Source organism: Methylobacterium sp. E-065, from assembly GCF_022829605.1.
Lineage (GTDB): Bacteria > Pseudomonadota > Alphaproteobacteria > Rhizobiales > Beijerinckiaceae > Methylobacterium.
The window spans coordinates 54,653-77,564 of record NZ_JAKSYD010000296.1 but is presented as its reverse complement, the minus strand read 5'-3'; the positions used below and the strand labels follow the sequence as shown (position 1 = coordinate 77,564).

12 protein-coding genes are annotated in these 22,912 nt (G+C 69.1%); 3 read left to right on the top strand and 9 right to left on the bottom strand.

Going from position 1 to position 22,912, the window contains the following annotated elements; translation table 11 throughout:
• Nucleotides 1-191: 191 nt before the first annotated feature.
• From urtE to urtA, 5 genes are all read right to left on the bottom strand, one after another.
• A complete protein-coding gene (gene urtE / locus MKK84_RS34215) occupies nucleotides 192-887 on the bottom strand; it encodes an urea ABC transporter ATP-binding subunit UrtE (RefSeq protein ID WP_243927309.1) in 696 nt (231 codons plus the stop codon).
• A gap of 181 nt (nucleotides 888-1,068) precedes the next feature.
• The gene (gene urtD / locus MKK84_RS34210) at nucleotides 1,069-1,866 is read right to left on the bottom strand and encodes an urea ABC transporter ATP-binding protein UrtD (RefSeq protein WP_243927307.1); all 798 of its coding nucleotides are present in this window, start codon (nucleotides 1,864-1,866) and stop codon (nucleotides 1,069-1,071) included.
• Nucleotides 1,863-3,017 carry an urea ABC transporter permease subunit UrtC gene (gene urtC / locus MKK84_RS34205; RefSeq protein WP_243927304.1) on the bottom strand — a complete coding sequence of 385 codons (1,155 nt, stop codon included), beginning with the start codon at nucleotides 3,015-3,017 and terminating at the stop codon, nucleotides 1,863-1,865. The genes urtD and urtC overlap by 4 nt, the downstream gene beginning before the upstream one ends.
• 5 nt (nucleotides 3,018-3,022) lie before the next feature.
• Complete coding sequence (gene urtB / locus MKK84_RS34200; RefSeq protein WP_243927303.1) at nucleotides 3,023-4,597, bottom strand: urea ABC transporter permease subunit UrtB; 1,575 nt, start codon at nucleotides 4,595-4,597, stop codon at nucleotides 3,023-3,025.
• Between the two features lie 177 nt (nucleotides 4,598-4,774).
• A complete protein-coding gene (urtA, locus tag MKK84_RS34195; protein WP_243927301.1) occupies nucleotides 4,775-6,070 on the bottom strand; it encodes an urea ABC transporter substrate-binding protein in 1,296 nt (431 codons plus the stop codon).
• A 309-nt stretch (nucleotides 6,071-6,379) separates the two neighbouring features.
• Here urtA and MKK84_RS34190 point away from each other — a divergent pair, with 309 nt between their 5' ends.
• Nucleotides 6,380-7,063: a Crp/Fnr family transcriptional regulator gene (locus tag MKK84_RS34190; RefSeq protein WP_243927454.1), complete on the top strand. Its 684-nt coding sequence runs from the start codon at nucleotides 6,380-6,382 to the stop codon at nucleotides 7,061-7,063.
• A 119-nt stretch (nucleotides 7,064-7,182) separates the two neighbouring features.
• On the opposite strand, the gene MKK84_RS34185 is transcribed toward MKK84_RS34190, so the two are convergent.
• Nucleotides 7,183-9,720 (bottom strand): glycogen/starch/alpha-glucan phosphorylase, encoded by a 2,538-nt coding sequence (locus MKK84_RS34185; RefSeq protein ID WP_243927298.1) that lies wholly within the window; start codon nucleotides 9,718-9,720, stop codon nucleotides 7,183-7,185.
• Between the two features lie 408 nt (nucleotides 9,721-10,128).
• Here MKK84_RS34185 and MKK84_RS34180 point away from each other — a divergent pair, with 408 nt between their 5' ends.
• Together MKK84_RS34180 and glgA are read left to right on the top strand one after the other, a co-directional pair.
• On the top strand, nucleotides 10,129-11,712 hold the full coding sequence (locus tag MKK84_RS34180; RefSeq protein ID WP_243927296.1) for an alpha-amylase family glycosyl hydrolase: 1,584 nt from the start codon (nucleotides 10,129-10,131) through the stop codon (nucleotides 11,710-11,712).
• Nucleotides 11,713-11,996: 284 nt separating this feature from the next.
• Nucleotides 11,997-13,487 carry a glycogen synthase GlgA gene (gene glgA / locus MKK84_RS34175; RefSeq protein WP_243927451.1) on the top strand — a complete coding sequence of 497 codons (1,491 nt, stop codon included), beginning with the start codon at nucleotides 11,997-11,999 and terminating at the stop codon, nucleotides 13,485-13,487.
• A gap of 214 nt (nucleotides 13,488-13,701) precedes the next feature.
• Here glgA and glgB read toward each other — a convergent pair whose 3' ends face one another.
• The 3 genes from glgB to MKK84_RS34160 form a co-directional block, all read right to left on the bottom strand.
• Entirely contained in the window at nucleotides 13,702-15,981 is a 2,280-nt protein-coding gene (gene glgB, locus MKK84_RS34170) for a 1,4-alpha-glucan branching protein GlgB (protein WP_243927295.1), read from the bottom strand.
• The gene (gene treS, locus MKK84_RS34165; protein WP_243927293.1) at nucleotides 15,978-19,256 is read right to left on the bottom strand and encodes a maltose alpha-D-glucosyltransferase; all 3,279 of its coding nucleotides are present in this window, start codon (nucleotides 19,254-19,256) and stop codon (nucleotides 15,978-15,980) included. Before treS ends, glgB begins: the two co-directional genes overlap by 4 nt.
• A 149-nt stretch (nucleotides 19,257-19,405) precedes the next feature.
• Nucleotides 19,406-22,786 (bottom strand): maltotransferase domain-containing protein, encoded by a 3,381-nt coding sequence (locus tag MKK84_RS34160; RefSeq protein ID WP_243927291.1) that lies wholly within the window; start codon nucleotides 22,784-22,786, stop codon nucleotides 19,406-19,408.
• Between the last annotated feature and the right edge of the window lie 126 nt (nucleotides 22,787-22,912).

Genomic DNA, 22,912 nt, shown 5'->3' with positions numbered 1-22,912 from the left:
GTCGCCATGGCAGTCTCGAATTGTGGTTTAACCTTGGCCGTCCGGGGACACATTCACAGTTTTCGCGAAATTTGTACCGCGCGCGCGTCCGTCGAATTCTAAATAGTCGCATAAATAATGATATTCGCGTCGGGTTCGGCAGGAGCGGAGAGGCGCAACGTGCCCTTCCCGCAAGGGCGAGGGCGCCTGCCCTACACCGACATCCACTTGAGGACGTCGCCCTCGACCATCCCGGCCCGGGGGCCGGCCAGCACCACCTGTCCGCGGTCCATCACCGCGTAGGAATCGCACAGGTCGCGGGCCCATTCGAAATACTGCTCGACCAGCACGATGCCCATCTCGCCCTTGCCGCGCAGGTAGGTGATCGCCCGGCCGATATCCTTGATGATCGAGGGCTGGATGCCCTCGGTGGGCTCGTCGAGCACGAGGAGCTTGGGCCGCGTCACCAGCGCCCGGCCGATGGCGAGCTGCTGCTGCTGGCCGCCGGAGAGGTCGCCGCCGCGCCGGTGCAGCATGTCCTTGAGCACCGGGAACAGGTCGTAGATCTCCCCCGGGATGTGCCGGTCCCGCCGCTTGAGCGGGGCGAAGCCAGTCTCGAGGTTCTCCTTGACGGTGAGCAGCGGGAAGATCTCGCGGCCCTGGGGCACGAAAGCGATCCCGGCCCGGGCCCGGTCGTAGGGGGCGAGCGCCTGGATCGGGCGGCCGTCGAGGCGGATCGCGCCGGCGCGCACCAGCTGCTGGCCGACGATCGCCCGCAGCAGCGAGGTCTTGCCGACGCCGTTGCGGCCCAGCACCGTCGTGACCTGCCCGGCCTCGGCCGTCAGCGAGACGCCGCGGAGCGCCTGCGCGGCGCCGTAATAGAGGTCGATCCCCTCGACGCTCAGCATGAGGGTTCACCATCGGATTGGGAGGGCAGAAAAGGGGATCCCAAAGGGCGTGCCCTTTGGTGGGTCGTCAGGGCGAAGCCCTGACAGTCTCGGACGCAGCCCGACGATCGAGCTTCGCTCGACAGCAGGGCTCCGCCCTGCACCCGCAAAAGGTCTCGACCTTTTGAAACCATGATGGTGGTCATCGCCCGAGATACACCTCGACCACCCGCGGGTCGGCCGAGACCGCGTCGATCGAGCCCTCGGCCAGCACCGCGCCCTCGTGCAGGCAGGTGACCCGGCAGCCGAGGTCGCGGACGAAGTGCATATCGTGCTCCACCACCACCACGGCGTGCTCACCCGAGATCCGCCGGAGCAGGCGGGCGGTCTCGGCGGTCTCGGCGTCGGTCATGCCGGCCACCGGCTCGTCGACCAGCAGGAGCTTGGGGTCCTGGGCCAGCAGCATGCCGATCTCCAGCCATTGCTTCTGGCCGTGGCTCAGATCCGCCGCCGGGCGGCCGCGATGGGCCAGCAGGCCGACGGTCTCCAGGAGGGCATCGATCCGCTCGGCCTCCACCCGGTTGCGCCAGCCGAACAGGGACGCGAAGGCCGCGCGCGGACCCTTGAGGGCCAGCAGGATGTTGTCGGCGACCGTGTGGCTCTCGAACACCGTCGGCTTCTGGAACTTGCGGCCGATGCCGAGGTCGGCGATCGCCGGCTCGTCGCTCTTGAGCAGGTCGTGGGTGCCGTCGAACAGCGCGATCCCGCTGTCCGGCCGGGTCTTGCCGGTGATGCAGTCCATCATGGTGGTCTTGCCGGCCCCGTTCGGGCCGATGATCGCCCGCAACTCGCCGCGGGCCAGCGTCAGCGACAGGCCGCGCAGGGCCTTGTAGCCGTCGAAGGTCACCCGCAGGTCGTCGAGATAGAGGAGCGCGTCCGTCTCGCGCTTCCGGTTGGCGGGGCCGCCTGCATCCGGGCGTTCGACGAGGTCGGTGCTCACGAGCCCTGCCCTTCTTCCGCGAGTTTCGGGGCGATCTCGGGCTCCGGCGGCAGCTTGGCGGCGGCGCGCCGGGAGCCGAAGCGTTCGATGGCGGTGCCGACGAGGCCGCGGGGCAGGAACAGCGTCACGACCACGAACAGGCCGCCCAGGCCGAACAGCCACGCATCGGGCATCACCCCGGTGAGCACCGTCTTGGCGTAGTTGACCAGGACGGCGCCGAGCGCCGCGCCGACCAGCGTGCCGCGGCCGCCCACCGCCACCCAGATCACCGTCTCGATGGAATTGGTCGGGGCGAACTCCCCCGGGTTGATGATGCCGACCTGCGGCACGTAGAGCGCGCCGGCGACGCCGGCCATCATGGCCGAGACCGTGAAGGCCAGCGTCTTGAAGTGCTTCGGCCGGTAGCCGAGGAAGCGGGTGCGGCTCTCGGCGTCGCGCACGGCGATCAGGATCTTGCCGTAGGCCGACACCGTCATGACCCGGGCGATCAGGTAGCCCAGCGCCAGCGCGACGCCGGTGGCGACGAAGATGCCCACGCGAAAACCCTGCGCCTGAACGGAGAAGCCCAGAAGATCCTTGAAATCGGTCAGCCCGTTGTTGCCGCCGAGGCCCATGTCGTTGCGGAAGAAGGCGAGCATCAGCGCGTAGGTCATCGCCTGGGTGATGATCGACAGGTAGACGCCCGTCACCCGCGACCGGAAGGCGAGCCAGCCGAACACGAAGGCCAGCAGCCCCGGCACCAGCAGCACCATCAGCGCCGCGAAGGCGAAATGGTCGAAGCCGTACCAATACCAGGGCAGCGCCTTGTAGTTCAGGAACACCATGAAGTCGGGCAGGACCGGGTTGCCGTAGACACCCCGGGAGCCGATCTGGCGCATCAGGTATAGGCCCATCGCGTAGCCGCCGAGCGCGAAGAACGCCCCGTGGCCGAGCGAGAGGATGCCGCAATAGCCCCAGACGAGGTCGAGGCTAACCGCGAGCAGCGCGTAGGCGAGGTACTTGCCGAACAGCGAGACGAGGTAGGTCGGCAGGTGCAGGCCCGAGCCCTCCGGCGCCGCGAGGTTCAGCACCGGGACCGCGAGGCAGAAGGCGGCCAGGACGGCGAGGAAGATCCAGCCCTTGAGGTCGATGAGGGGGGTGCGGGCGGTCATGGGGCTCACGATTCCACCGCCCGGCCCTTGAGCGCGAACAGGCCGCGCGGGCGCTTCTGGATGAACAGGATGATGAAGATCAGCAGGCCGATCTTGGCCAGCACCGCGCCGACATACGGCTCGGCGAGCTTGTTCACGACGCCGAGCGTCAGCGCCGCTACCAGCGTCCCCCAGAGGTTGCCGACACCGCCGAACACCACGACCAGGAACGAGTCGATGATGTAGCCCTGGCCGAGATTGGGCGAGACGTTATCGATCTGCGACAGCGCCACCCCGGCGATCCCCGCGATGCCGGAGCCGAGCCCGAAGGTCAGCGCATCGACATAGGGCGTGCGGATACCCATCGCGGCGGCCATGCGCCGGTTCTGGGTGACCGCCCGGGTCTTCAGGCCGAACGACGTCTTCCGCAGGACGAAGAGCAGCCCGAGGAACACCGCCAGCGCGAACACGATGATCCACATCCGGCCCCAGGTGACCGACAGGCCGTAGACATCGAAGGCGCCGCTCATGAAGGCGGGGGCGCCGACCTCGCGGTTGGTCGGGCCGAAGATCGAGCGCACCCCCTGCTGCAGGATGAGGCTGACCCCGAAGGTGGCGAGCAGGGTCTCCAGCGGGCGCCCGTACAGGAAGCGGATGATGAACCGCTCGATCAGTACGCCCATCAGCCCGGCGACCAGGAACGCGCAGGGGATGCTGATCGCCAGCGACCAGCCGAACAGGGACGGCGCCTTGGTGCGGATCAGCTCCTGCACGAGATACGTCGTGTAGGCGCCGAGCATCACCATCTCGCCGTGCGCCATGTTGATCACGCCCATCACCCCGAAGGTGATGGCGAGCCCGATGGCGGCGAGCAGCAGGACCGAGCCGAGCGAGATGCCGTACCAGACGTTCTGGACGGCGCCGAGGATCGCGAGCCGCGTCTCGATCGCCGCGATGCCGCGACCGGCGGCGGCGCGGACCGCCTCGCTCGGATCCGCGGCGAGACCGCGCAGGATGCCCATCGCGTCGCCATCGCCCCGGGCCTGGATGGCGGGAATTGCGGCCATGCGATCGGCCTCCGCGGTGCCGGGCTTGGCCAGCAGCACGGCGGCGCGGGCCTCGGTGAGCGCCTGGCGGATGCCGGCCTGGGTCTCGCGCGCCAGGGCCGCGTCGAGGGCGGGCAGCGCCGCCGCGTCCCGGGCCTTGAACACCGCGTCGGCGGCGGCGCGGCGCTTGGCCGGGTCCGGGCTCGCGAGGTCGAGCTGCCCGCGGGCGGCCTCGATCGACCGGCGGACCCGGTTGTTGGCGCGCACCGGCTTGAGGTCGGGGCTGTCGGCCGACGGGGCGCCGGTCTTCGCATCCACGACGGTGTTGCCTTGCCGGATCAGCAGAGCCTTGTCGGCGGGGCGTACGAGAAGCCGTCCGTCCGACAGGGCCGAGAGGACCGCGTCGGCGCGCGGGTCGCCGCTCGCGGCGAGGCCGGAGACGCCGGCCTCGATCTCGGCATAGCCGTCGCCGACGAGCTGGCCATAGGGATCGGGCACCTGGGCGAGCGCCGGGGCAGCCAGCAGCAGGAACAGGAGGGTGAGGAGACGGACCATGGCACTTTTCTGGCGCGACCGGACTCTCCTCCCCCTTGTGGGGAGGAGCTGGAGGTGGGGGTGGTGCAGGATCGAGCGGTGCGGTGCCTTCTGCACCACCCCCACCCCTCCCCCTCCCCACAAGCTTGAGCGCATCCCGGGCAGGCCCGAAATCGCCTGGGGAGGGGAGAAGGCGCCTCAGGCGCCGCCGCAGCTCTTGGTCTTGGTGTTGTAGTTGCCGCACTTGAGCTTGACCCAGTCGGCCTCGAGATCCTTGGAGCCCTCAAGCTGCTTCGACCACGCCTCGCCGGGGATCAGCTTGTCGGTCTTCCACACCACATCGAACTGGCCGTTCGACTCGATCTCGCCGATGAAGACCGGCTTGGTGATGTGGTGGTTGGGGAGCATCGTGGCGGTGCCGCCGGTGAGGTTCTTCTGCTCGATGCCCGGCAGCGCGTCGATCACCTTGTCGGGGTCGGTGGTGCCGGCCTTCTCGACCGCCTTCACCCACATGTTGAAGCCGATATAGTGGGCTTCCATCGGGTCGTTGGTGACGGCCTTGGGGTTCTTCCGGAACGCCTGCCACTTCTTGATGAAGGCCTCGTTTTCCGGCGTCTTGATCGACTCGAAGTAGTTCCAGGCGGCGAGGTGGCCGGTGAGCGGCTTGGCGTCGATGCCGGCGAGCTCCTCCTCGCCCACCGAGAAGGCCACCACCGGGATGTCGGTCGCCTTGATCCCCTGGTTGCCCAGCTCCTTGTACAACGGCACGTTGGCGTCGCCGTTGATGGTCGAGACCACGGCGGTCTTCTTGCCGGCCGAGCCGAACGCCTTGATCTTCGACACCTCGGTCTGCCAGTCCGAGAAGCCGAACGGCGTGTAGTTGATCAGGATGTCCTCGTCCTTGACGCCCTTCGCCTTGAGGTAGGCTTCGAGGATCTTGTTGGTGGTGCGCGGGTAGACGTAGTCGGTCCCCTCCAGCACCCAGCGCTTGGCGCCGCCGCCATCCTCCGACATCAGGTAATCCACCGCCGGGATCGCCTGCTGGTTCGGGGCGGCGCCGGTGTAGAACACGTTGCGCTCGCTCTCCTCGCCCTCGTACTGGACGGGGTAGAACAGGATGTTGTCGAGTTCCTTGAACACCGGCAGCACCGACTTGCGCGAGACGCTGGTCCAGCAGCCGAACACGGCCGCGACCTTGTCCTTGCTGATCAGCTCGCGGGCCTTCTCGGCGAACAGCGGCCAGTTCGAGGCCGGATCGACCACCACCGGCTCCAGCTTCTTGCCGAGCACGCCGCCCTTGGCGTTCTGCTCGGCGATGAGCATCAGCATCGCGTCCTTGAGGGTGGTCTCGGAGATCGCCATCGTGCCCGAGAGCGAGTGCAGGATGCCGACCTTGATGGTCTCCTGCGCGTGTGCGGCCCCTGCTCCCGCGGCGCCGATGGCGAGCCCGGCGGCCAGCGCCGCGGCCCGGCCCCACGTTCCAAATGCTATCACGGCGGTGCCCTTCGTCGTCTTCGTTGAGACGGCCCGAAGCTCGCAATTCATGTGCCACAAATTTAGGCAGTGGCCCCGGCGTCGCCGAGGTCCGAACGCGCAACTGCCCGCCCGCACGGCGCCGACCGCGCCAAGTGCGGTGTACTCCAGTTGGTTGTGTAAGAATCCAGACGGATTGCGCCCCGAAAACTAACCTACTCGATACTGGCGGGCGGTGCGGTGTGAAACAGTGAGGATCATCCGCCTGGATCTCGGGACGCGGGTGATGGGGAGATGGCCCGTGCTCCCGCCCGGATTCCGAGGGGCCTCATGGCGCTGCCGCAGCAATCCGTCGTACGAAACCGACTGCTCGCCGCCCTGACGCCGGAGGAGTTCGACCGTCTCGCCCCCGCGCTGGAGCCGGTGCCCCTCATGCTGCACGACGTGCTGATCGCGCCCGGGCAGCCGATCACGCAGGCCTACTTCGTCGAGGACGGGATCGTCTCCCTCGTGGCCGACACCCGCGAAGGGCGCATCGAGATCGGCCTCACGGGCCGCGAGGGCTTCGTCGGCGTGCCGCTCGCGCTGGGGACGGAGACCACGCCCCATACGGCGATCGTGCAGGCCGGGGGCGAGGCGCTGCGCATCGCGGCCGACGCCTTGTGCGCGGCGCTCGATGCGCGCGCCGGCCTGCGCCGGGTATTGGGGCGCTACGTGCAGAGCCTGATCGTGCAGGTGGGGCAGACCGTCTACGCCAATGCCGACCTCACCGTCGAGGCACGGCTCGCCCGGTGGATCCTCATGACCCATGATCGCCTGGACCAGGACGAGCTGCCCCTGACGCACGAGATGCTCTCGAAGATGCTCGGCGTGCGCCGCCCCACGGTCACGATGGCGACCCACACGCTGGAGGGGGCCGGCATGATCCGGGCCCGGCGCGGGCGCATCACGGTGATCGACCGCGGGAAGCTGGAGGGTCTGGCGGGCGCGATCTATGGCAGTGGCGGAGTGTAGCGAATCCGCGCGTTTCGGTCGGAGGATGGGCGCAAGCGGCCCCGCGTCTCTCCCTCCCCCGCAGAGGGGGGAGGGAGAGACGCGGGAGCGCTGACGCAGCGGGCCCGTGCCCCTTCCCGTCAGCCCAGCCGAACCCGCCAGATCTCGGCGGCGTATTCCCGCATCGCCCGGTCCGACGAGAACCACGCCATCCGGGCGGTGTTGCGGATCGCCTTGGCCCACCAGCCGCGGGGATCGCGCCACGCGGCGTCGATGGACCGCTGCACCCGCCAGTAATCGTCGAAGTCGGCGGTGAGCAGGTACTGGTCGCGCCGGCGCAGGTCGTCGGTCAGCGGGCGGAACCGGGCCGGCTCCTCCGGCGAGAACCGCCCGGAGGCGATCATGTCGAGCGCCGCCGCCAGGCGCGGCGAGGCCTGGATCGCCTTGGCCGCGTAATCCGGCTCGGCCTGCCGGGCGCGGACCCCGTCGGCCTCCAGGCCGAAGATGAAGATGTTCTCCGCCCCGACATGGTCGCGGATCTCGATATTGGCGCCGTCGAGCGTCCCCACCGTGAGCGCGCCGTTGAGGGCGAACTTCATGTTGCCGGTGCCCGAGGCTTCCAGGCCGGCGGTGGAGATCTGCTCCGACAGATCGGCCGCCGGGATGATCGATTCGGCGAGGCTCACCGAGTAGTTCGGCAGGAACACCACCTTCAGCCGGTCGGCGACCTCGGGGTCGTCGTTGACCGCCTTGGCGATGTCGCAGGCGAGCTTGATGATCAGCTTGGCCTGCACGTAGCTCGGCGCCGCCTTGCCGCCGAAGATCTTCACGCGGGGCGTCCAGTCCCGGTGCGGCTCGGCCTTGATCGCCTGATAGAGCGCCACCGTCTCGACCACGTTGAGCAGCTGGCGCTTGTACTCGTGGATGCGCTTGACCTGCACGTCGAACAAAGCGGCCGGATCGATATCGATGCCGGTGCGCTCGGCCACGACCTTGGCCAAAGCCTCCTTGCGCTCGCGGCGCACGGCGGCGTAGCGCGCCACGAAGGCCGGATCCTCGGCATGGGCTTCCAGACCGCGCAGCAGCTCCGGATCGTCGAGGACGCCCGCCCCCACGGTCTCGACCGCGAGCCGGGTCAGGCCCGGATTGGCGTTGTGGAACCAGCGGCGGAAGGTGATGCCGTTGGTCTTGTTGACGATCTTGTCGGGATCCAGCGCGTGCAGGTCGGAGAAGACCGTGGAGCGCATCAGGTCGGTGTGCAGCGCCGAGACGCCGTTGACCCGGCGCGCGCCGTGGAAGGCGAGGTGCCCCATCCGCACCCGGCGGCCGTTCGACTCGTCGATCAGCGAGATCGAGGCGAGGTAGGCCTCGGCATCCGCCGGCCCCTGCCGGCCGTGCTTGGACTGCTCCTCAAGGTGCATCCAGTTGATCAGGTAGATGATCTGCATGTGGCGCGGCAGCAGCCGCTCCATCAGCTCCACCGGCCAGGTCTCCAGCGCCTCGGGCAGGAGGGTGTGGTTGGTGTAGTGCAGCGTGTTGGTGGTGACGTGCCACGCATCCTCCCAGGAGAGGCCGTGCTCGTCGATCAACAGGCGCATCAGCTCCGGCACCGCGATGGCCGGGTGCGTGTCGTTGAGCTGGATCGCCGCGTGGTCCGGCAGGGAGCGGACGTCGCCGCGCTCGGCCACGTGCCGGGCGAGCAGGTCCCGGAGCGAGGCGGCGGTGAAGAAGTATTCCTGGCGCAGGCGCAGCTCCTGGCCCTCGGCCGAGGAATCGCTCGGATAGAGCACCCGGGAGATCGCCTCGGCGCGCATCCGCGCCGCGACCGCGCCGACATGGTCGCCGCCGTTGAACCGGGCGAGGTCGAGCGGCTCGACCGCCTCGGCCTTCCACAGGCGGAGCGCATTGACGTGGCGCCCGCGCCAGCCGGGCACGGGCACGTCATGGGCCACCGCCCGCACGATCTCGGCCGGCTGCCAGTGCCGCCGGATCACCCCCTCCTCCGAGGAGGACATCGTGACGGTGCCGCCGAAGCCGATCGCGTAGGTCGCCTCCGGGCGGGCGAATTCCCAGGGGTTGCCCTCCGCCAGCCACGTCTCCGGCGCCTCGCGCTGCCAGCCATCCTCGAAGGATTGCCGGAACAAGCCGTGATCGTAGCGGATGCCGTAGCCCATCGCCGGGATGCCGATGCTGGCCATGCTCTCCATGAAGCAGGCCGCCAGCCGCCCGAGGCCGCCATTGCCGAGCGCCGCATCGGGCTCGGCCTCCTCCACGGCGCCGAGATCGACCCCGAGTTCCTTGAGCGCCGCCCGGGTGGTCTCGGTCAGGCCGAGGTTGTTCATCGCGTCCGACATCAGCCGGCCGATCAGGAATTCCAGCGACAGGTAGTAGACGCGCTTGTTCGGCACGCCGCGCTCCGCCGCCATGCAGGCGGCTACGATCCGCTCGCGCAACGCCAGGGCGGTCGCCGCGAACCAGTCGCGCGGGCGCGCCGTCTCGGGCGTCCGGCCCAGCGAGAAGGCCAGCTTGGCGCGGATCGATTCCCGCAGGTCCACCACCGCGTCGCCGCTGACGGAGAGCGTCGGGGCAGCCCAGGACGCGGGCGCCGGAGCCGCGGCGGCGCGCTCGTCATGCGCGCTTTCCTGCGGTGCCGGCCGGATCAGAACGTCATTCAACACGTGCGGGTCCCCCAAAGTCTGAGTCCCGGACGTTGCCGGGGAAATCGTGGGCCGATTGTCTTATGTAATGGATTGCCGCCGCGTGAACGGTCGGGCGACCCATGCCCCGAAGCCTCCGACTCTGCGGACGGCTTCCGGCGAAGTCATGGCAGCGCCGCTCCACGCGAGCGTGCAGACCCGACACACACGATATAGCACGCCCTCGTGACATTCCAGTCACACCCGCCGGATAGGAAATCCGCATCGCCGGTCGCCAGCGGAGCGGTTCGCCGCTAGAGCGCTCTCCGACGAAGTGGACACCGGTTCGGCGCAAGAGAGCGCGTCACAACAAGAGCTTGGAGACGTGCACGATTGCAAAGCGATCGGGCACGTCTCCAAGCCCCGGTCGGCAACGCGAGGGGCTGAGGCATGACCGACACCGTCTGGTGGAAGCGCGGGACCGTCTATCAGGTCTATCCCCGCTCCTTTCAGGATACGAACGGCGACGGGGTCGGCGACCTGCCGGGCATCACCGCGCGGCTCGACTACCTCGCCTGGCTCGGGGTCGACGCCGTGTGGATCTCGCCGATCTACCCCTCGCCGATGGCCGATTTCGGCTACGACGTGGCCGATTATTGCGGGATCGACCCGCTGTTCGGCACGCTCGCGGAGTTCGACGCCCTGATCGCCGAGGCGCACCGGCGCAAGCTGAAGGTGATCCTCGACTTCGTGCCCAACCACTCGTCGATCGCGCATCCCTGGTTCGCGGAGAGCCGGTCGGCGCGCACGAACCCGAAGCGGGACTGGTACATCTGGCGCGATCCCGGCCCCGATGGCGGCCCGCCCAACAACTGGGTGTCGAATTTCGGCGGCCCGGCCTGGACGCTCGATGAGGCCACCGGGCAGTATTACTACCACGCCTTCCTGACGGAGCAGCCGGACCTGAACTGGCGCAATCCCGCCGTGCGGGAGGCGATGCACGACGTGCTCCGGTTCTGGCTGGAGCGCGGGGTCGACGGCTTCCGGGTCGACGTGATCTGGCACCTGATCAAGGATGCGGGGTTCCGCGACAACCCGGCCAATCCCGATTACGCGCCGGGCGCGCCGGAGATCAATCGCTTCCAGCAGGTCTACTCCGCCGACCGGCCGGAAATCTTCGACGTGATCGCCGGGATGCGGGATGTCCTGCGCCCGTATGGCGAGCGGGTGCTGATCGGCGAGATCTACCTGCCGGTGGAGCGGCTGGTCGCCTATTACGGACCGGACCTCGGCGGCGCCGATCTGCCGTTCAACTTCCAGCTGATCCAGACCCCGTGGCAGGCCGAGGCCGTGGCCGAGCTCGTGGCGCGCTACGAGGCAGCCCTGCCCCCGGGCGGCTGGCCGAACTGGGTGCTGGGCAATCACGACCAGCCGCGCATCGCCGCCCGGGTCGGGCAGGCCCAGGCCCGCATCGCCGCGATGCTGCTGCTGACCCTGCGGGGCACGCCGACCCTCTATTACGGCGACGAGATCGGGCTCGGCCATGTCCCGATCCCGCCGGGCCGCGCGCAGGACCCCTGGGAGCGCAACGAGCCCGGGCACGGCCGCGACCCGGAGCGCACGCCGATGCAGTGGGACGACGGCCAGAACGCGGGCTTCTCCGCGGCCGAGCCGTGGCTGCCCCTCTCGGAGGACTGGCCGACCCGCAACGTCGAGGGCCAGCGCTCCGACCCGGCCTCGATGCTGACCCTGTACCGGCGGCTGCTCGCCCTGCGCCGCGACCACGCGTCGCTGGCGGTGGGCGACTATCGCGGCGTGACGCTGGGGGCCGCAGAAATGTTCGCCTACGAGCGGTTCGCGGGTGATGAGGTTCTGCGCGTGGTGCTGAACTTCGGTGCAGCGCCGCAGAGCCTGCCGCTGCCGGAGGGCGACTGGACGGTGCTGCTCTCGACGCGGGCGGGCCGCGCGGGCGATTCGGTCCGCGCCAGCCTCGCCCTCGACCCGGCCGAGGGCGTGATCCTGCGGCGTGCCTGAACACCCGCCGCGGCGCGAATAGAAGCTTCTACGGCTAAAACGGCGCGTTCTGCGTGCGACTCATGCGGCATTGCACTATGGCGTAACCAAAGCTTAAGGCCACGGATGGCCTATTTTGTGCGTCGCAACGGAACCGTCGCGGCGGAGGAGCATTGACCGTGGTTGAGATCGCGACAGCCGTGTCGGCTCGATCGTCTGCCAGACCGGGGCATCCCACCCGGCTAGGACCCACGCCGATGCTCGATGCCCGCCGTGGTGGGTCCTTGGCGGATTGGTCGTCCGACATGGGCGACGCGTCCCGGTCCCTCACGCAAGCCGCCCGACCGGCTTCGCTGCGCCGCCGCATCCTCTACGCCACTCCCGAGATGGCCGATTTCGTGAAGACCGGCGGTCTCGGCGAGGTCTCGGCCGCCCTGCCCCGGGCCCTGGTGCCGCATTACGACATCCGCGTGCTGATCCCCGGTTATCGCGAGGTCCGGGCGGCGTTCCCCGAGATCCCGGTGGTGGCGCGGCTCGAAGGCTTCGCGGGCGTGCCGCCCTGCGACCTCGGCCTCGTCGAGGCGGCCGACGGCCTGCGCATCTACGTCCTGCTGAGCCCCGACCTCTACGAGCGCGACGGCACGCCCTACGGCGATCAGCATGGGGATTTCGGCGACAACGACCTGCGCTTCGCCCGGCTCAGCCTGGCAGCAGCGGAACTCGCATCCGGCGCCGACCCCGACTGGGCGGCCGACCTCCTGCACCTCAACGACTGGCAGGCGGCGCTGGCGCCTGCCTATCTCGCGTGGCGCGGCCGGCGGGTGCCGAGCGTCCTGACCATCCACAACCTCGCCTATCAGGGCCTCTTCCCCCGGGACAGCCTCGGGCGCCTCGGCGTGCCGGACTCGGCCTTCCAGGTGGACGGCGCCGAGTTCTACGGGCAGCTCTCCTTCCTGAAGGCCGGGATCTTCTACGCCTCGCAGGTCACCACGGTCAGCGAGACCTACGCCCGGGAGATCCAGACCCCCGAGATGGGCTGCGGCCTCGACGGTCTGCTGCGCACCCGCGCCGGCCAGGGCCGGCTCGCCGGCATCCTCAACGGCATCGACGAGACCTGGGACCCCAGCACCGATCCGCACCTCGCCACACGCTTCGAGGTCGACGACTGGAAGGGCAAGCGGGCCAATGCCGAGGCGGTGCGCCGGCAATTCGGCTTGGCGGTCTCCCGCGGGCCGCTCTTCGCGATCGTGTCGCGGCTGGTGCACCAGAAGGGCATCGACCTGAGCCTGCAGGCGGCCGAGACCATCGTGGCCGGGGGCGGCCAGCTCGTGGTGATCGGCCAGGGCGAGGGCCGGTTCGAGCAGGCGCTGCAGGGTCTCGCCAGGCGCCATCCCGATGCGGTCGGCGTGCATGTCGGCTTCGAGGAGGCGCAGGCCCGGCGGATGTTCGCGGGCAGCGACTTCCTGCTGATGCCCTCGCGGTTCGAGCCCTGCGGGCTGGCCCAGATGTACGCGCAGCGCTTCGGCTCCCTGCCGATCGTGCGGCGCACCGGCGGCCTCGCCGACACGGTCGAGGACGGGGTGACGGGTTTCACCTTCGCGGAACCGTCGGCGTCGTCCTTCGGCGGTGCGGTGCGGCGGGCGCTGGAGGCGTTCGGCCAGAAGAAGCGCCTCAATGCCATGCGGCGCCGCGCGATGGCGTCCCGCTTCGGCTGGGATCAGGCGGCCGACAACTATGCCGGGCTCTACGGGCGGGCGATCGGCAACAGCACGGCGTTGCGCTGGCGGGCGGCGTAGGGGCCAGCATCCCCTCGCCCCGCTTGCGGGGAGAGGGCTTCATGCCCCCTTGTCGGGGCGGGAAGCGAGGCGGCAGCCGAAGGTGAGGGGGCGGCTCAGGACGAGCCTCTTACGGATCCGCGCCCTCGCCTTCGCTCCAGCTTCACCTCCACTTCCCGCATGGACGACGAGGTCCATGCGGGCCTCTCCCCGGAGGCGGGGAGAGGGGTTTCCCTTACCCCTCCAACAGGAAGATCATCGTCGCCAGCGGCGGCAGGGTCAGCGACAGGCTCTGCTTCTGGCCGTGGCTCGCCTGATCCTCGGTGTGGCAACCGCCCTGGTTGCCCAGGTTGGACCCGCCGTAGATCCCTGCATCCGAGTTGAACGCCTCCCGGTAGAAGCCCGCCTCCGGGACGCCGATCCGGTAGCCCTCACGCGGCACCGGCGTGAAGTTCGAGACCACGATCGCGACCTCGCCGGGCTTGGCGCCCTTGCGGGCCCAGGCGATCACGCAGTTGTCCTGATCGTCGGCCACCAGCCACTGGAAGCCGGTATGCTCCACGTCGCGGCTGTGGAGGGCCGGCGTCGAGACGTAGAGCCGGTTGAGGTCCCGGACCACGTCCTTGACGCCCTTGTGCAGCGGGTCGTCGAGGTGGTGCCAGTCCAGGCTGGTGTCGTGGTTCCACTCGCGCTCCTGGCCGAACTCGCCGCCCATGAACAGCAGCTTCTTGCCGGGATGCCCCCACATGAAGCCGTAATAGGCCCGGAGATTCGCGAATTTCTGCCAACGGTCGCCCGGCATCTTGCCGAGCAGCGAGCCCTTCCCGTGCACGACCTCGTCGTGGGACAAAGGCAGGATGAAATTCTCCGAGAAGGCGTAGAGCAGCCCGAAGGTCAGGTTGTGGTGGTGGTAGCGGCGGTGGATCGGGTTCTCCTGCATGAAATGCAGGGTGTCGTGCATCCAGCCCATGTTCCACTTGAAGCCGAAGCCCAGGCCGCCGGTATAGGTCGGGTGCGAGACGCCGGGCCAGGAGGTCGATTCCTCCGCCACCGTGATGGTGCCGGGGGCGTGGCTGTAGGTCGCCTCGTTGGTCTTGCGCAGGAAGTCGATGGCGTCGAGGTTCTCGTTGCCGCCGTAGCGGTTCGGGATCCACTCGCCCTGGCGGCGCGAGTAATCGAGGTAGAGCATCGACGCCACGGCATCCACGCGCAGGCCGTCGAGATGGTAATGCTCCAGCCAGAACCGGGCGTTGGCCGCCAGGAAGGTCGCGACCTCCGTGCGCCCGAAATTGTAGATGTAGGTGCCCCAATCCTGGTGGAAGCCCTGGCGCGGGTCGGCATGCTCGTAGAGATGCGTGCCGTCGAACAGGCCGAGCCCGTGGGCGTCGAGCGGGAAGTGGCCCGGCACCCAGTCGAGCAGGATGCCGATCCCGGCCTCGTGGGCGGCGTCCACGAAGGCGGCGAAATCATCGGGCGTGCCGAAGCGGCTGGTCGGCGCGAACAGCGAGACCGGCTGGTAGCCCCAGGACCCGTCGAACGGAAACTCGGTGATCGGCAGCATCTCGATATGGGTGAAGCCCATATCCTTGACATAGGGAATGAGCCGCTCGCCCAGCTCCTTGTAGGTCAGGTAGCGGTTGCCCTCTTCCGGCACCCGCGCCCAGGAGCCGAGATGGACCTCGTAGATCGAGATCGCCGTGTGGCGCGGATCCTTGGCGCCGCGGGTGCTCATCCAGCCGGAATCGCGCCAGTCGAACTCGCCCACACCGTAGGTGACCGAGGCGGTCTCCGGCGGGTGCTGGGCCGCGAAGGCGACCGGATCGGCCTTGAGCGGGATCAGGGCACCGTCGGGGCCGCGGATCTCGAACTTGTAGCGCACCCCGGCCGTGAGGCCCGGCACGAACAGCTCCCAGACGCCGCCATCCTGCCAGAGGCGCATCGGGTGGCGCCGCCCGTCCCAATCGTTGAAGTCGCCGACCACGCTGACCTTGCGGGCATTGGGCGCCCAGACGGCGAAGCGGAACCCGTCGATCCCGTCGAGCTGGCCCGACTGGGCGCCGAGGATCCGGTAGACGAGGTTGGTGCCGACCTCGCGGAGCGAGGCCACGTCGTATTGCTCGATCGACGAGCCGAAGCCGTAGGGATCGTAGCGGCGCCGCTTGGTGCCGTCCCAGGCCTCGACCTCGATTTCGTAGAGCGGCCGGCCCTCTCCCTCGATCCGGGCGACCCAGAACCCGTCCGGGTGGCGCTTCTCGAACGGCACGGTGCGGCCGTCCATCACCAGGGCGGCGGTCTTCGCCTCGGGCAGCACGGCGCGCACTTCCCAGGCTCCGGAGCCGACCCGGTGGGGGCCGAGCACCGAGAAGGGGTCGCCGTGGCTCGCGCTCATCAAAGCGGCGATCGCGTCCGGATGGACGCTCGGCGCCGTGCTGGCGGAACCCGGGACATCCGCGCTCCGTGCCGGCCCGGCCTCCGGGTCGGCCCGTCCTGCGAAGGTCTCGTCGATCGCCGTCATGCCGTTGCTCCGGGCTCGTTTCGATCCGTGTCCAGAATGGTGAGAACCCCACGGGCGGGGATTTCGATCCAGTCCGGCCGGTTGTTGGCCTCGTAATCGACTTCGTAGAGCGCCTTGGTCAGCAGGCAGAGCCGCAGCAGCCGGTCCCGTGTGTCCGGGTCGGTCACGGCCGCCCGCGAATCCACGATCGCGGCATCGTAGCCGGCCAGGAACGCCGCCTCGATCATGCCGCGCCACGCCGTGGCGGCATTGCGCGCCCGGTCCTCCGAATCGGCGAACCGGACGGTGAGCTCCCGGATCACCGTCTCGGCGCCGTACGCGAAGGAGCGCATCAGCCCGGCCACGTCCCGCAGGGGCATCGACTTGGCCCGGCGCTCATCGGCCGGCCGCGAGGGCTCGCCCTCGAAGTCGACGATGATCAGGTCGTTCTCGGCGACGAGCACCTGACCCAGGTGATAATCGCCGTGGATGCGGGTCTTGGGGGCACCACGCGGCGGCTCGGCCGAGAGCCGCTCGATCAGCGCCTCGACCTCCCGGCGGCGGCCTGCCAGCTCCGTGCAGGCGGGCCGGCCGGCATCGAGGCCGCGCTCGGCCTGGCCCTTGAGCGCCCGGAAGGCGCGCTCGGTCTGGTGGCGGGCGTCGCGCGCCAGCACCGCGAGGTCGTCCTCCTCGAACGGCTCGGCCGCGAAGGCCGGGTCGTCGGTCTCGACGGCGAGCGCCGCGTGCAGCTCGGCGGTGCGCCGCCCGAGCAGGTCGGCCCAGGGCCCGTGGGCCTGGAACGCCTCTTCGGGGGCCGCGGCCTCGCTCTCCGGGGTGAGCACCATGGTCTCGAAGTCCCGGCGCAGGCCCTCCAGCATCAGGGTCCAGGCGTCGCCCTGGTTCATGACGAACTTTTGGAGCACCGCCAGAGCGGTGCGGGTGCCGTCCTCGGCGACATGCTCGAGAGTCCCGAGCAAAGCGGGCGTGTTGGTGAACCCCGCCTGCTCGGTGAGGAAGCGGCCGACCTCGATCTCGGGGTGGATGCCGGGCTGCAGACGGCGCAGCAGCTTGAGCATCATCTTCGAGCCGATGGCGATCGAGGTGTTGCTCTGCTCGGCCGAGAGCCGGCGGATATCGGCCACGTCCACCGTGACCTCCGGGTCGAAGGCCGAGGTGGTGGCGAACACAAGCCGCCCGCTCTCCGTGGGGAGCTCGGTGCCCTGGCGCATGTCGTCGATCAGGCAGGCCGCGAAGTCGTTGGAGCCGGCCGCCCCGTAGAGCAGGCCGGTGCGCGGGCCCCGGCGCACACGCGCCACCGCGTAGGGCAGCAGCGTCTCGTCCTCGCGACCCTCATCGACGCCGACCGGGACGAAGTATTCGTGGCTCTCGCCGTTGGCGAGCTGCACCTGCAGCCGCGGCAGCAGGAAGCGCGCGCTGCCATCGGCATCCTTGAGGGCGGCGCAGTCGATGACCTTCGTGGCCTTGATCCGCGAGCCCTTGGCGCCGAACCAGCGCCGGCTCGACAGGAACGGCGGCACCACAGTGCGCTCGAACGCGACACGCTCGCGACCGCTCATCAGGCTCTCGATGCCGCCGGTGAGCACCAGGGTGAACAGCTCCGGCGGCTCCTGCTGCGGCCCGATCACCCCCGACTGGGCGGCGCTCAAGCTGAACCAGTAGAAGCCGTAGGACGGCAGGGTCAGCAGGTAGGGCAGGTCGCCGATCGGCGGGAACTCGGTGCCGCCGGTCAATTCGATCGGCACCGCGGTGCGCAGCTCCGACAGGTCGAGCTGCACGGCCTGGGGCGCGCGCGACAGGTTCGCCACGCACAGGACCCGCTCGTCCTCGTGCTCGCGGATCCAGGCGAGCACCTTGCGGTTCGACGGATACAGGAACTGGATCGTGCCCCGCCCCAGGGCGACGCTGTTGTTGCGGATCGCGATCATCCGCCGCGTCCAGTTCAGCAGGCTGGTCTGCGCCTGGGTCTGGGCCTCGACGTTGATCGCGTCGAAGCCGTAGATCGGGTCCTGGATCGCCGGCAGGAACAGCCGCTGCGGGTTCGCCCGGGAGAAGCCGCCGTTGCGGTCGGGGCTCCACTGCATCGGCGTGCGCACGCCGTCGCGGTCGCCGAGGTAGATGTTGTCGCCCATGCCGATCTCGTCGCCGTAATACAGCACCGGCGTGCCGGGCATCGACAGGACGAGGGACTTCATCAGTTCGATCTTGCGCCGGTCGTTCTCGAGCAGCGGCGCGAGGCGGCGCCGGATGCCGAGATTGATCCGGGCCCGGCGCTCGGCGGCGTAGAACGACCAGAGGTAGTCACGCTCCTCGGCGGTGACCATTTCCAAGGTCAGCTCGTCGTGATTCCGCAAAAAAATCGCCCATTGGCAGCCCTCGGGGATCTCCGGGGTCTGGCGCATGATGTCGGTGATCGGGTGCCGGTCCTCCCGGGCGATCGCCATGTACATCCGCGGCATCAGCGGGAAGTGGAACGCCATGTGGCATTCGTCGCCGTCGCCGAAATACTGGGCGGTCTCCTCCGGCCACTGGTTGGCCTCGGCCAGGAGCATCCGGTCGGGGTAGCTGACATCCAGCGCCGCCCGGATCTTCTTGATCACATCATGGGTTTCGGCGAGGTTCTCGCAATTCGTGCCGTCGCGCTCGATCAGGTAGGGGATCGCGTCGAGGCGCAGACCGTCGACGCCCATGTCGAGCCAGTAGCGCATGGTCGCGATGACCGCGTCCAGCACCTTCGGGTTGTCGAAGTTCAGGTCCGGCTGGTGGCTGTAGAACCGGTGCCAGAAATATTGCTTGGCGACCGGGTCCCAGGTCCAGTTCGACGCCTCGGTGTCGAGGAAGATGATCCGGGTATCCTTGTACGGCTCGTCGGTATCCGACCAGACGTAGAAGTCGCGCTCGGGCGAGCCGGGGGGCGCCTCGCGGGCCGCCTGGAACCAGGGGTGCTGGTCCGAGGTGTGGTTGATCACGAGCTCGGTGATCACCCGCAGGCCGCGCTCGTGCGCCGCCGCCACGAAGGCCTTGAAGTCCTCCATGGTCCCGTAGGACGGGTTGATGCCCTCGTAATCCGCGATGTCGTACCCGTCGTCGCGCAGCGGCGAGGGATAGAACGGCATCAGCCAGATCGCCGTGACGCCGAGATCGCGCACGTAATCGAGGCGCTGGGTCAGCCCCTCGAAATCGCCGATCCCGTCATTGTTCGAGTCGAAGAACGACTTGACGTGGATTTGGTAGATGATGGCATCACGGTACCATTGCGGGTCGCTGCGATCGATCATCGCGTCGCTGCCTCATCGGTCGGATCTGACGGGACCGGCGGGGGAACCAACCGGGGCGCAGGCGGTCTCTCACCGCGCGGATATCGTGGCCGGCGACGGGGAGGCCCCCCGCCGGCATCAACTGCCATGATCGAGTGCCACGGGTAGCCTCAACCCGCAACCCGCCGCGGCGCCCGGAGACGCCAGATCACGCAGGATCGCTCGGCCGGATCCAGCGCGATGCGGTGGGACTTGCCGCGCAATTCGAACGTGTAGCCCTGGAGCAGGTCCTCGACCTCCACGGCGCCATCGTCCGGCAGACCCAACAGCCAGAGCGGCACCTCGTAGGTGCATTCCTGGCGGTTCCGGGGATCGAGATTGACCATGGTGAAGACGCAATTGTCGCGCTCCGGCGTCGCCTTGGCGTAGGCGACGATCTGGTCGTTGAACGCGCCCGTGAAGACCACGTTGCGGAAATCCCAGAGGGCGGGGTTCTCGCGGCGGATGGTGTTCAGCTTGATGATGTGCTCGCGGATGTTGCCGGGCCGGTCGTAGTCCCAGGCTTTCAGCTCGTACTTTTCCGAGTTCAGGTACTCTTCCTTGCCGGGATACGGCGCGGCCTCGCACAGCTCGAAGCCGTTGTAGATGCCGTAGACCGACGACAGGGTCGCGGCGAGCGTGCCCCGGATCACGAAGCCGGCGCGCCCGCTGGTCTGGAGGAAGTGCGGGTTGATGTCGGGCGTATTGGCGAAGAAATTCGGGCGATAGTACTCACCCATCTCGCCGGCCAGCTCCAGGGCGTAGTCGGTGAGCTCCTGCTTGGTGTTGCGCCACGTGAAGTAGGTGTAGCTCTGCTGGTAGCCGGCCTTGGCGAGCTTCTTCATCATCTTCGGCCGGGTGAAGGCCTCGGCGAGGAAGAGCGCGTCCGGATACTGGCCGTTGACCTCGGCGATCACCCATTCCCAGAACGGAATCGGCTTGGTGTGCGGGTTGTCGACCCGGAAGATGCGCACGCCACGCGCGCACCAGCCGAGCAGGATGTCGCGCAATTCGATCCAGAGCGAGGGTAGCGCGCCGCCGTAGAAGTGGACGTTCGAGATGTCCTCGTACTTCTTCGGGGGGTTCTCGGCGAATTTGAGCGTGCCGTCGGGGCGCCACTCGAACCATTCCGGGTGGTTCTTGATCCAGGGATGGTCCGGCGAGCACTGGATCGCGAAATCGAGGGCGATCTCCATCCCGTAGGCGTGGCTCGCCGCGACCAGCCGCTCGAAATCGGCGAGCGTGCCGAGATCGGGATGCACGGCCTCGTGGCCGCCCTCTTCCGCGCCCACCGCGTAGACCGAGCCGACATCGCCGGGCAGGGCCTTCAGGGTGTTGTTCTTCCCCTTGCGGTTGGTCCGCCCCACGGGGTGGATCGGCGTGAAGTAGAGGACGTCGAAGCCGAGTTCGCGGATCTCCGGCAGGCGCCGGATCACGTCGTCGAAGGTGCCGTGGCGGTTCACGTCCATCGACTGGGAGCGCGGGAAGATCTCGTACCAGGCCGAGAACCGGGCCGCGAGGCGGTCGGCGATCACCGGCAGGGTCACGGGATAGCGGGTCAGGTTCACCCGCTCGGCATTGCGGCGCACGAGGCTCGCCGCGTCGGGCTGCAGGATCCGGTCGAGCTGTGCGGCCGAGCCGGTCTCCTCGGCGGCGAGCGCGGCCACCAGGGCGGCGAGCCGGTCGGCGTCGCGACCGCCCTGGGTCCGGGCCAGCGACGCGGCGGTGCCGACCAGGGCCACGCCCTCAATCGTCTCCAGGCGGACATCCACGCCGGCGGCGCGCTTCTTCAGGGTGTCGCGCACCCAGGACGAGAAGGCGTCGCGCCACGCGATCAGGGTGAACTCGTAGCGGGCGTTCTGCTCCAGGGGGAATTGCCCGGCCCAGCGGTCGTTGTCGACGAAGACCATCGGGTCCTCGCGCCAGATCTCGGTGCCAGCGACCCGCGACAGGATCGCGGCGTCGATGATCTCGTGGCCGTCGGAGAAGATGTCGGCCTCGACCCGCAGGGATTCGCCGACGATCCGCTTCACCGCAGAACGGCCGCCGTCGAGCTCAGGGCTGACCGCCTCGATCACCACCCGGCCCTCGCCATCCGGCGTGCCGCGCGTCGGCTGGCGGGCGACCTCCTGGGCGCTGGCCGCGAGGATGCGCAGCTCGCCCGGCATCAGGTCGATGGCGCTGCCGGGATGGAACGCGATCGGCTCGGCCTCCGGGGTCCGGTCGACGAAGGTCCCGAGCATCCCGCCCGTGCGGGCGATCAGCGCACCGGCCTCCACCGGGACCGGCTTGTCGGTCGGGTTGTAAAGCACGATCAGTCCGTGCCGGGCCGAGGCCGGATGGCCGGTGTCGAAGCGGGCGAGCGCCACCAGATTGCTGTCGGGGGCCGAGACCCGGATCTGCGCACCTTCGACATTGGCGGCCGGCAGCTCCGCCCGCAGGGCGTTGATCGCCCGAATCGAGGCGGAGATGTCGAGCCCGGTGTCGTCCTCGCGGTCGCGCGGGGTGGTGTCGACCACGTGCAGCGCCCGGCGGTAGCCCCACTCGTAGCCGATCGGCATCAGCACGCCGGCCGAGAAGAAGGCGGCCAGCGCGTAGCGGGTGCGCAGATGCGCCGCCACCGCTTCCGGGCCGCCCCCGATCTCGGCGGCAAGGCGCTTCATGTCGTGGTTCTCGGGGAACGCGATGGAGGGCGCCAGCACCCGCAGGCGCTCGTATTGCTCCAGCGCCCAGGGCTTCTTCAGGTCCCACCACGCGAAGGAATTGAACAGGTAGTCGAAGCCGGCGCCGGCCGTGGCCTTGGCCTCCTCGAAGGTGCAGCCCAGGGTCTCGGCGGCGAACAGGCAGGCGGGATCGCGGGACTTGGCCTCACCGATCAGGACGCGCCAGGTCTCCGGCGGGACCTTGTAGGCCGCGTCGCAGCGGAAGCCCGCCACGCCGAGGCCCTGGAGATGCGCCACGTAGGCGCCCCAGATCCGGGTCAGCTCATCCCGGGCGGCGGGGGTGTGGTAGTCGAGCTCGGCCAGATCGCCCCAGACGGTGCGGATCGACGGGTCGTCCGGATCGACGGCGGCCGGGTGCATGATCGAGCCGTCCGGCTCCTTCATGAACAGGTCGGGCCGCTCGGTCACGAGGCGCCCGTTATCGGCGGTGTGGTTGATCACGAGATCGGTCATCACCGACAGGCCCAGCGCCTCGGCCGCCGTGCAGAACCCGCGGATCTGCTCGTCGTCCGGCGTGCCGTCTTGGTCGCGGAAGCGCTCGTCCAGCCGCTCGGGATCGGCCACCGCGTAGAGGCTCCGCGAGCCGCCGGTCTGGTGAAACGGGTTCAGGTAGATCCAGTCGAAGCCTAGCGCCGCGATCCGCGGCAGCTCGGCGGTCCAATCCGATACGCGCCCGACCAGGAGCGGGAACAGATTGTAGATCCGCGGCCCTGCAGCGCGCGGCGCCAGCGACGCCGGCAGGACGGCTTCGGCCCCGGACGTCGCAGCGGCTTTGGTCGGTGCGTTCATGCTGGCTTCTGGCTCCCGTTCCTGTGTCGTAACGCCCGAACTACGCAGGCGTGCCTCGCGATCCGGTTCGACGTGTCTCAGCAGAGTTGCGTGACAGGGCTGCGGAGGGTCCTGCCAACCGCGCGT

Coding starts and splice junctions, on each gene's coding strand:
- MKK84_RS34160 (WP_243927291.1), bottom strand. CDS start 22,786: ATGAACGCACCGACCAAAGCCGCTGCGACGTCCGGGGCCGAAGCCGTC.
- MKK84_RS34190 (WP_243927454.1), top strand. CDS start 6,380: ATGGCGCTGCCGCAGCAATCCGTCGTACGAAACCGACTGCTCGCCGCC.
- treS (WP_243927293.1), bottom strand. CDS start 19,256: ATGATCGATCGCAGCGACCCGCAATGGTACCGTGATGCCATCATCTAC.
- glgA (WP_243927451.1), top strand. CDS start 11,997: ATGGGCGACGCGTCCCGGTCCCTCACGCAAGCCGCCCGACCGGCTTCG.
- urtB (WP_243927303.1), bottom strand. CDS start 4,597: ATGGTCCGTCTCCTCACCCTCCTGTTCCTGCTGCTGGCTGCCCCGGCG.
- urtE (WP_243927309.1), bottom strand. CDS start 887: ATGCTGAGCGTCGAGGGGATCGACCTCTATTACGGCGCCGCGCAGGCG.
- urtC (WP_243927304.1), bottom strand. CDS start 3,017: ATGACCGCCCGCACCCCCCTCATCGACCTCAAGGGCTGGATCTTCCTC.
- MKK84_RS34180 (WP_243927296.1), top strand. CDS start 10,129: ATGACCGACACCGTCTGGTGGAAGCGCGGGACCGTCTATCAGGTCTAT.
- glgB (WP_243927295.1), bottom strand. CDS start 15,981: ATGACGGCGATCGACGAGACCTTCGCAGGACGGGCCGACCCGGAGGCC.